9 protein-coding genes are annotated in these 10208 nt (G+C 51.4%); 1 reads left to right on the top strand and 8 read right to left on the bottom strand.

Features of this window, described 5'->3' with window-relative positions:
- Positions 1-351: 351 nt before the first annotated feature.
- From AC4IE8_RS10850 to AC4IE8_RS10815, 8 genes are all read right to left on the bottom strand, one after another.
- Positions 352-897, bottom strand: coding sequence for a hypothetical protein (locus tag AC4IE8_RS10850; protein ID WP_490790998.1), 546 nt, complete (start codon positions 895-897; stop codon positions 352-354).
- A 358-nt stretch (positions 898-1255) separates the two neighbouring features.
- Entirely contained in the window at positions 1256-1771 is a 516-nt protein-coding gene (locus tag AC4IE8_RS10845) for a hypothetical protein (RefSeq protein ID WP_490790997.1), read from the bottom strand.
- Between the two features lie 94 nt (positions 1772-1865).
- Entirely contained in the window at positions 1866-2618 is a 753-nt protein-coding gene (locus AC4IE8_RS10840; protein WP_490790996.1) for a hypothetical protein, read from the bottom strand.
- Between the two features lie 533 nt (positions 2619-3151).
- Positions 3152-3817, bottom strand: a complete 666-nt coding sequence (locus tag AC4IE8_RS10835; protein ID WP_490790995.1) for a riboflavin synthase — start codon at positions 3815-3817, stop codon at positions 3152-3154.
- Between the two features lie 228 nt (positions 3818-4045).
- Positions 4046-5191 (bottom strand): bifunctional diaminohydroxyphosphoribosylaminopyrimidine deaminase/5-amino-6-(5-phosphoribosylamino)uracil reductase RibD, encoded by a 1146-nt coding sequence (ribD, locus tag AC4IE8_RS10830; RefSeq protein ID WP_490790994.1) that lies wholly within the window; start codon positions 5189-5191, stop codon positions 4046-4048.
- Positions 5188-5700 carry a transcriptional regulator NrdR gene (nrdR, locus tag AC4IE8_RS10825; RefSeq protein ID WP_068995753.1) on the bottom strand — a complete coding sequence of 171 codons (513 nt, stop codon included), beginning with the start codon at positions 5698-5700 and terminating at the stop codon, positions 5188-5190. The genes ribD and nrdR overlap by 4 nt, the downstream gene beginning before the upstream one ends.
- A 64-nt stretch (positions 5701-5764) precedes the next feature.
- Positions 5765-7021, bottom strand: coding sequence for a serine hydroxymethyltransferase (gene glyA, locus AC4IE8_RS10820; RefSeq protein ID WP_490790993.1), 1257 nt, complete (start codon positions 7019-7021; stop codon positions 5765-5767).
- Between the two features lie 352 nt (positions 7022-7373).
- Positions 7374-8987: an XrtA system polysaccharide chain length determinant gene (locus tag AC4IE8_RS10815; RefSeq protein ID WP_068995751.1), complete on the bottom strand. Its 1614-nt coding sequence runs from the start codon at positions 8985-8987 to the stop codon at positions 7374-7376.
- A 516-nt stretch (positions 8988-9503) separates the two neighbouring features.
- On the opposite strand from AC4IE8_RS10815, the gene AC4IE8_RS10810 reads away from it, so the two are divergent.
- Entirely contained in the window at positions 9504-10202 is a 699-nt protein-coding gene (locus tag AC4IE8_RS10810) for an endonuclease (RefSeq protein ID WP_490790992.1), read from the top strand.
- Positions 10203-10208: the final 6 nt, after the last annotated feature.

The following is a 10208-nucleotide window of genomic DNA, read 5'->3' as shown; positions in this document are numbered from 1 at the left end:
TCTTTCAATATCCGGACAATCTGTGTCTCAGAATATTTTGATCGTTTCATTTTCATTCCCCCGTTGGTCATAGTTTAACCGGAGAACTCTAATTATCGATGGACCAATTATCGGGGAGGATTACACTACGATTAACTACATGATAATCAGCTTCGGTTAAGAAGTAACTATGTGTATGAAATAGTGATTTTTCCTGAATATCTTATTTTACAGAGCTTCCTCTACTTTCAATCATATGGAACAGAGTGTTAGAAATTTGATGTGTCAAACCTGGCTGCTTCTATCGGAATATCTTTAGCCATTTTTGGAGTGGGTATCTTTGTTACTCTTTAAAATAATGGGTGTCCCTGTTTACTTTTCAACTATATGTAATTCTATTATTTTATTCTTTGCTTCTTCTTTGTTCAGCGGGATAAGCGCAAACATACCTCTACACCCTTCTTCTCCTTTATCCATACTTGCACTTATAGATCCTGCTATCAAACCACCTACCGCCCCACCCAGCATTCCCACCATAAACCATGGATTAAAACTACTCTCTCTTGGAATTACTTCAAAGTAGTATTGCTCTCCGGCTTTAGGATCTATTGAGAAACCACATTTACCTGGATAATCCCACACCTCAGTTATTAACTCATGCCGTTCTGCAGATACATCAAAATAGTCAAATCCCCCCATAGGACAGAACGACACTTCTTCATTATCAATTTTTATTGGAGCGGACCTCCCCGAATAGAGCTGATATTCATTTGTTCTTAAGACAATAATTCTTGCTTTGTCCGATGGGGAGTCTTGTAGCTTACTCTCTACTTGTTTGTACGATGATCCTAGTGTTGCGCAACCTGTGATAATTAAAGAAAAAGAAATAATAATGATTTTTTTCAACATAACCTTCATTTTATAAAACCCCTGGTTTTTCAAAGAGAACCAGGGCACCCTTCATTTGTTCATTTGATAACAACGCTAGCATGATTTAGAGCAAACGCTGGGTGTCCCTGTTCTCCACATACACCCACAACTAAAGCGATTAAACCGTATAAGGCGTCCCTAGATGTTGGATACGATAAGTGTTGCCCTAGGATAGTTATTCCAGGCCTGAAATTTTCTAACTGATTATCTTCTTGCACTCTATTCCCTCCTTGTAAGCTCTAACTATTTGAGTGGGTGTCTTTGTTATTATTTGTTTTTCTGCGTCACTGCAGTTGCTCAACTGGAGGAGTCCATATACGATACTATTTTTTAGAGCGATTCGCGCTCACCCAGCATCTGGCTTGTGCTCCAGATCCAGCAAATTCGCTTTAATATTTGTTTTGACTTCAATTGCTCTTGCTACCCAGCTTTCCAACTTTTCCCTTTCTTCAGGGGAGATTTTCTCTCCATTAGACATCTTTTCGATCGATGAGAGCACCTGATGAGGGACTTCCCAACTGCTAACTCCCATCATAGGTGAAAGGTATGGATCCCCCCCCAGAACCAGCCCGCTGCGCGAAGAATCTTGACTGCTAATTGAGTTCGCTATGTGCTCGATATTCATTCCTTTTGCGATAGACGCTGCAATCACCACCGCACCAAATAGCGAAAAGAATGTACCCGGAGCGGCTTGCTTTAAAGCAAGGTGCTTTTCTCCCCACGCGGCCTTGAGTTCGCCTGCTTTCTCATAAACTCCAGATTGAAATAACCGGTAACCTAAATAAATTGATAAGACACCCGCAAAGACCGACAAGGACTTATAAATAACAACAGCAAAAATCACTTCTTGTAAATCTGACATAGCTATTTCTCCCTTTCAGCTCTAACCTTATAGCTGTGGGGCGCAAGCCGCGATGCGGCGCAGCGTCCCACACGAGCGACTTGATAGCTGCTTTTTAAATAGATTTAAGTAAATCATCTACTGATGCCTTTAGTACTTCCCAACTTGTTTTACAAGTTGATTCATCGAAATTAGCATGTGTGGATACTTCCACCCATGGGTGAACAACATTACGGGACTCACGTAGCGCGTGACTAAATTTACCGCGATCTGTTTTCAGCCACTTTACTTCTACAGCAACATCCACAAGCTGATTTAGTGTCCAGTCTTGTATTGCTGGCGATCTACCATTCTTCTTTGGCGCCTTACTTGAGCGATAAGCTGTTTCAGGGGAAAGAAGTGCGCGAGACAACAGTAGTGCTTCAAGTATGCTGCCCATCATAATAATGGCAGAGGTGTAGCATTGTGTATATTGGCATTTTTGTGCTTCCTTCCAGCGCCGATCTATAGACTCTTTAAGATGTGGAAGTGTGCTTGTTAAGTTTGAAACATCTGGTGCAGGGTAGATTTGATTTTTTGGCTTTGTAACCCCGCCTGCATTTAAGAATTTAAGTGCACTTCTCACATATTCAGCCAATGTTTCCAAGCGTACACGGCGGCTATTAGCCTCAAAGTTTGAATCGGAGTCCATATCTTTAACCAAGGTGTCAGGTAGACCATTTACACCAGACAAAATCATCCTTGCTTCTTTAACTTTCGCGTCAACTGCCCTGAGGCCATAAAAATCATCCGTTCGGGCAATTCCAGGAGACGATTCAACCTCTGATAACACTCCGTTAAGTAATTTTATTGCTTGTGTTGGTTCCATGCTTTTATTTTATGCGGCTACAGTTGATTATCTTACTGCCGCTGATATTGGAATATATTGCTCGCGCTGATATTGCAATATCTAGCAATTAGTTCTATTAATATTCTCATTCTGATTGCAGGTTTCAGTTTTTAATAAGTCTCCTGGTTTAAAATGTCCGTCAGTATCAACTGCAACATGACCAAATCCCGGTATTTCTCCAGATAGCAGGCCACCTGCATCCTTAGAGCGTGCATGTTGTTGCAAAATTAATAGTTGGGAAGTCGAGGACAAATTGAACAACCTCCCTGTTAAATTTATTATGCCTTATTACTCAAGAGCTTGAGCACTATTTTCTGGATAGAATCAATATAGCGCTAATTCCTTCAGCTGACAAATCAGGTGATTCCTCTGGATACCAACCACTTATAGGGAGGCCAAATGGGAACTAAGAGAAAACAATACCGCTGCTAGTTCCTGGATCTCGAAATGCGCCGGGATGACGCGTGGTAGGTTTGGGATGACGAACAGAGGGATTTGAAAAGCTAGCGTTACTACTGGCCTTTGATAAACCCCCGCTCCATCAACAGGGCTTCGGTTACACCTGTTGCGTTCATCTCGGCGGCTTGCTCGCCCATCATCAGCCTTTCCAGATAGCGGGCGATCAGGTCGACTTCGAGGTTGACTTGGGTACCTGCCTGATAACCATCCATAATGGTCTCCTGCAAGGTATGGGGAACCAAATTGAGTTCAAACTCGGATCCGTTGACACCGTTAACAGTAAGGCTCACCCCATCAACACAAATCGATCCCTTATGGGCGATATACTTTGCCAGTTCATTAGGCGCGGATACGATGAATCGGATCGATCTGGCATCATCACTGCGAGAAACGATTTCCCCCACCCCATCCACATGACCACTGACCAGATGCCCTCCGAGACGGGTATTGAGAGTCAGGGCCTTCTCCAGGTTGACCGGGCTTCCCGCTTTAAGCTTGTGCAGGGTGGTCAGATTGATCGTCTCCCGAGAGACATCGGCTTTGAATCCCTGCCCAGTGAGATCAATGACAGTCAGGCAGATGCCATTGGTGGCAATACTGTCACCCAGCGCCACATCATCCAGCTCAAGATTGCCGCTGTCGATGGTCAGGCGCAAATCCCCTCCCCGGCTCTCCAGTGACTGCACATGGCCAATGGCCTGGATGATTCCGGTAAACATCTTAAATCCTAGAATCCGTAGTTGAACGTGGATTTGTAGGAAATCTCAGCGTACCCGGCAAGGCGTCGTTCGCCGTTAATGGCGATTCCCTTAACAAGAACGACAACGCAGCAGGGTGCGCTGAGATTTTTCACAAATCCATGTAGCGTGAGTGGCTTCACCTGATGGGTGATGATGAAATTCATAAATAAATATAGCAAATCATTACCTTACGTCAGATTTTAGCGGTCAACTGCGGAATCTAGGTTTATCCTCGTTGATCCGGGGGGTGGCGGTGATGCGGATATCCGGGCCGATCTGTCGCACATCGGTGATGTTGAGCGACAGCCGCTGGGACATCTGCTGAATCCCGGGCAGCCTGAAGAGTCCCCGGGCCGAGTCCCCCATCAGGTGGGGAGCCTGGTAGATGATCAGCTCGTCGACCAGCCCCTGTTCGAGCATGGCGCCAGCCAGGGTCGCCCCCGACTCCAGGAGGATTTCGTTGATCTCCTGGTCAGCCAGAAATTGGAGCACTTCGTGTAGATCCAGACCCTGCTCCACGGCCGGTACGGTAACCACCTGAGCCCCGGCCGCCTCCAGGGCGATGCCATGGGTCGGATTGTCATCACTGCAGACCACCAGTGTTTGTCCGGGCAGGTTCAGCATCCTGGCGCTGGCCGGGGTTTGCAGCTGCGGGTCGAGTACCACCCGCACCGGGCCGGGGATCTGCAGATCCTCATCGATGCCCAGTTCACTGTGGCTGATGCGCACATTCATCGAGGGGTCATCCGCGAGCAGGGTACCGACGCCGGTAAGGATGGCGTTGCTGGCGGCTCGCAGCTTGTGTACATCGACCCGCGACTCGGCGGAGGTGATCCACTGGCTCTCACCATTGGCCATGGCGGTTCGGCCATCCAGGCTCATGCCCATTTTGCAGCGGACATAGGGCAGCCCCTGTCGCATGCGTTTGATGAAACCGGGATTGAGGGCGGCGGCCTGGGCTTCCAGGACACCGCTGACGACCTCGATTCCGGCCTGTTGCAGTTGCTCGAATCCTTTGCCGGCCACTTTGGGGTTGGGATCGGTCATGGCGGCCACCACCCATTTGACCCCCGCCTCGATCAGGCCTTCAGTACAGGGTGGAGTGCGACCCTGGTGACAACAGGGTTCCAGGGTGACATAGGCGGTGGCGCCCCGGGCCGCCTCACCGGCATCCGCCAGGGCGTTGCGCTCCGCATGGAGTTCTCCGGCCCGGCGATGGTAGCCCTCACCGACGATCTCCCCATCCTTGACCAGCACACAACCCACTCTGGGATTGGGCTGAGTGGTGTACCAGCCCCGCTTCGCCAGTTGGATGGCGCGCCCCATATAGCGATGGTCGAGATCACTGCTCAAGACTTTTTTTCCTCATCAGGCAACAGATCCATCTGGCGACGCCGGGTCTCCGGGCTGGGTTGCTGTTCGAGGCGCTCGATCTCTTCGCGGAAGGCGTTGACATCCTCGAACTTGCGGTAGACCGAGGCGAAGCGCACATAGGCTACCTGGTCGAGCTGCTTCAGCTCCTCCATCACCAGTTCACCGATCGCCAGGGAGTTGATCTCCCGCTCCCCGCCCGCCATCAGCTTGCGGGTGATGTGGTTGATCGCCGCATCGACCTGATCGGCACTGACGGCCCGCTTCTCCAGGGCCCGATCCATACCAGCGCGGAGTTTGCGCCCATCGAAATGGACCCGGCTGCCATCCTGCTTGACGACCCAGGGGAGATTGAGTTCAGCGGTTTCGTAGGTGGTGAAGCGCTCTTTGCAGACCGTGCACTCCCGGCGCCGACGGATTTGATCACCCTCTCCCGCCAGGCGGGAGTCGATCACCTTGGTATCCTGGGCACCACAGAATGGACAGCGCATCGCTCTTTATCGGTTGCGGCAACCCGGGCGCCTGTTCAGCACCCGGGTACCAGTAGGTTCATTGTCAGTCGGCATAGACCGGATGCTTGGCGCAGATGTCCAGCACTTTGGCCTTGACCGCTTCGATCACCGCTTCATCGCCACGGCCATCGATCACGTCGCACATCCAACCGGCCAGCTCCACACACTCGGACTTGTTGAAGCCACGGGTAGTGACCGCCGGGGTGCCGACCCGAATACCGGAGGTGACAAAGGGTGACTGGGGATCGTTGGGCACCGCATTTTTATTCACGGTGATGTTGGACGCGCCAAGCCAGGCATCCACATCCTTACCGGTCAGGCCCGCTTCGATGAAGCTGACCAGAAACAGATGATCATCGGTACCCTTGGAGACCACATCGTAACCCCGGTCGAGGAAGACCTGAGCCATGGCGCGGGCGTTGTCGATGACCTGTCGCTGATAGGTTTTGTATTCCGGCTCCATGGCCTCTTTGAAGGCCACTGCCTTGGCGGCGATCACATGCATCAGCGGACCACCCTGAATGCCGGGGAAGACCAGCGAGTTGAGTTTCTTCTCAATCTCGGGATTGGACTTGGCCAGGATCAGACCACCGCGGGGACCGCGCAGGGTTTTATGGGTGGTTGTGGTGGTGACATCGGCGATCTGCACCGGGCTGGGGTAGTGCCCTGCCGCGATCAGACCGGCCACATGGGCCATGTCGACAAACAGATAGGCACCGATTTCATCGGCAATATCGCGGAATCGTTTCCAGTCGACGACCCGTGAGTAGGCGGAGAAACCGGCCACGATCATCTTCGGCTTGTGCTCTCTGGCGAGACGATCAACTTCATCGTAATCGATCTCGCCGGTCTCCGGATTCAGGCCGTACTGCACCGCGTTGTAGATCTTGCCGGAGAAGTTGGGCTTGGCGCCGTGGGTCAGATGGCCACCGTGGGCCAGACTCATACCGAGGATGGTATCCCCCGGCTGACAAAGCGCCATATAGACCGCCGCATTGGCCTGGGAGCCGGAGTGGGGTTGCACGTTGGCATAGTCGGCATCGAACAGGGCTTTGGCCCGGTCGATCGCCAGCTGCTCGGCAACATCCACATTTTCACAGCCACCGTAGTAACGTTTGGCGGGATAACCTTCGGCGTATTTGTTGGTCATCACCCCGCCTTGTGCCTGCATCACCCGAGGGCTGGTGTAGTTTTCAGACGCTATCAGCTCGATGTGCTCTTCCTGACGACGCTCTTCGGCCTCAATGGCGGCCCAAAGTTCATCATCGTAACCTTGAATCTGCATACTCTTATTGAACATATCGCCCTCTTCTACTGCGCACTGGAGTAATCCAGGCGGAAAACCTTATGTTAATGGTGTTATCTTTTTGTGTCGCGTCCTACCAGCGGGAATCCGTAATCAGGGCGCTTTCAGCAGCTGAAACAGACATTGACAGCGCTTCGATCACAGAGCTCCGGATCGTTCCTGCTGACCCGTGGAGCAAAGGCGGAATATATCAAAGATTGGGTTCTGAGTCCTGCCTCTGGGCACTCCGGAAATCCCCGTTTTAATCAAGGAATGGCAGGGCGATCCTTTTACCGCTTGCTCGCTGGAAACCGGCGCCCAATCCACCACCCGCTAGGGCGCTGAATTGAACGCCTGGGGACCTCGATTAATTGCCAATCAGTCCTCTCTGCTGGAGGATCAGCAGAATATCGTCCCGCAAGCCGAATATATAGACGGCAACAATGCCGATGAATAGTAAAATCAACAGGACGAACACGGTTATGAAGCCACTGATCGCCACTCGCCGCTTGGTCTTCACTTCCTCGGTCATGACTCTTGAGACCTGACCGACCACAGGAAACTCAAGCTCGGTGCCGAGGGTCCGCATATCGAAGTAGACCGGCTTCAACTGAGACAATAAGAACGCCAGAGCACCGCCGATACCGAGTGCGGCGATCAGCACACCAATGGTCAACAGCAGCCGCTTTGGGCCGACCGGCAGCAAGGGCACTTTCGGTGGCTCGACCACACGGAACTTCAGATTGTCGCCAGCCTCATCGGCCCGGTCGGAGATCTTTGCCGATTCGAGTCGTTGAACCAGCTCCTGATAGTTATCTTTGTTGATATCGTAGTCACGGTTCAGACGGGTCAGCTCCGCTTCCACTTGAGGCAGGGTATCGAGTTTCTCCCGAATCTCCTCGACACGATCCTGATACTCATCATTACGCAAGCGTATCGCCCTTAAGTCGACTTCGGACTGGCGATAGGCGAGCTTCAGCTCTTCCAACGCGGAAGATCCACCAGCGGAAGAGCTGGAAACCGGCATTGTCGCTGTATCGGGTTGACTGGCCGCCTGTTTTCTCAGCTCTGCAATTTTAGATTGCAGCTCCTGTACATTCGGATGCTGATCCGTATAGCGAAGCAGCAGTTCATCCAGGCGGGTCTGCATCGCCAGCAGGCGCTGTCCCATGGGGGAGCTGGAAGCCGCTGAGAGTCCCAGGCTCTCCTGACGGCGCTGCTCCTCCTCCAGGGTGGTGTTGTATTGGTTCTTCAGTTCATCCCGACGGATCTCGGCTTCTTTGTATTGCAACTGAACCGTTTCCAGATCGAGCTGGGCAGCCTCCAACCGAGAGAAGATGCCGCCACTCTCTCTGGGCAGGGTGTCGACGTTTTTACGTTTGAATTCGGTCAGTTTGTTTTCCGCTTCAACCAGGCGGGATTCATACTCCACGATCTGCTTTTGCAGAAACTGCTGGGCGGCATCGGATTCAATCCGGGTGTCACCCAGAGCGCTTTCAACGAATATATCCAGCAATACCTTCACGACCCGTTGCGCCATGAACCGGTCGCCGTACTCGAAGGAAATGGTGTAGAAGTTCTCTGTCTCCCGGGTGCCGGGAATGGTGCGGCGATTGACATCGACCACGATGGTTCTTCTCAACCAGTCGATCAGCCTCTCCTCCTCTTCCCGGGAGGCGGCCTTGTGATCCAGGTCGGTCAGCATCAGCAATTTTTTCAGATTCTCATGACTCAGCAGGGTGCGAGTCATCAGATGCAGACGCTGATTCATATCGTTCTGCACAGCCAATCCCTGCAGCAGCGGACGCAGTACGCTCTCCGTATCCACATAGACCTTGGCTTCCGACTCATATTTTGAGGGCATTGAAAAGACCACGGACCAGCCGACCAGTGCCACAATCCAGGAAATGGCAATCGCCTGCCAACGGAAACGCCAGGCTGAGCGGATATAGTTCTTAATCTTGTAAATAATTTCGTTCATCTAACCCTGCTACTACAGTTTGTCCTGATAATGTTACTGCAGAAAATGAGCGCTCCATTTCATGCTGATTTCGGATCAAATATGACTGTCTGACTGAAGCTAACCATTCTAAAGGAGATCCATTCAGTAAAGTAGCCTAATATTCACTTGGCAAACAATTCGCGATGAGTTTTTTGACCTTGAGCAGTCAGGGAAGTGCAGCCAACCCGATCATGCACATGCCACCAGCCGCGATGTCGATCTTATAAAAGCAAAAACTTAACTATAAATCATACAGTTATCAAGTTCACCTCAGAAACGATTTAAATCTCAGATTACAGCAGGGTTTGGTGAAAGATGTCTGCGGCCAGCCGTTTGGCCTGCCCCAGCCCTGACTCAGTCGGCTGAATCTGCCCTAACTCTCTCTCAATACTGAAGATTTTCACTACACCTTAACTAACTGGAATTTCCTTCTATCCTTTCATTAGAAGTGACAACGATTGCCATAGTCTTAACTTCAATCGAGGTCTGTTACGTATGACCATGATTAGTCAGGCAAAATATGTCGATGGATTATTCTATCCCGAGTGTCATCCCGGCTGGGGTGGCTGTGCGGAGGAGCTGTTTCACTATACCTCCCGCTATAGCGCCTATACGCAAGCCCTGTTGCGCAACCTCTCCGACCAGCGTCAATTCAATATGTCGGGCTACCAGGCCGCCAATCTGAGCCATGAACAGCGACGCTTGATGGCGGCGATCCTGACCCATAAACCCTGCTGTCGCACAGCTCGGGATATCACCCAGATCATCCGCGGTGTGATCAACGGCGAGTCCCATGCCAGCGAAGCGTTGATAACCCAATATGAGGATCAGTTGAAGGTGATTCCCAAGGATGTGGAGCTGGTCTACAGCAGTAAAGCCCACCACCATGAAATGCCGGATGTGGCGCCACTGGATCCCTTCCTGAATATGGCTTCAAGGCTGCAATTGCCTGTCGCGGTGCGTGGCAGTCATGTGGAGATCCCGTTGAAAGAGCTGGCGCAACACCTGGACTCGAGCAACTCATCACTGCGTAACAGCCTTCAGGAAGCGATTCTGCAACTCCATTTTGCAGGCTATCAGCTTAAAAACCACCCGGGTCTGACCCACAGAGAGGTTCGGAAGCTGAGTATGAAACGCCCCTGCGAACCACACTCGGCATACCATTCATCCGCCACGGACCCGCGGCGTCACTGAGCATTT

This window comes from Candidatus Thiodiazotropha sp. AKAK2 (assembly GCF_058244685.1).
Note: the sequence above shows the minus strand (reverse complement) of the source record. Positions and strands in the feature narration are given on the sequence as shown.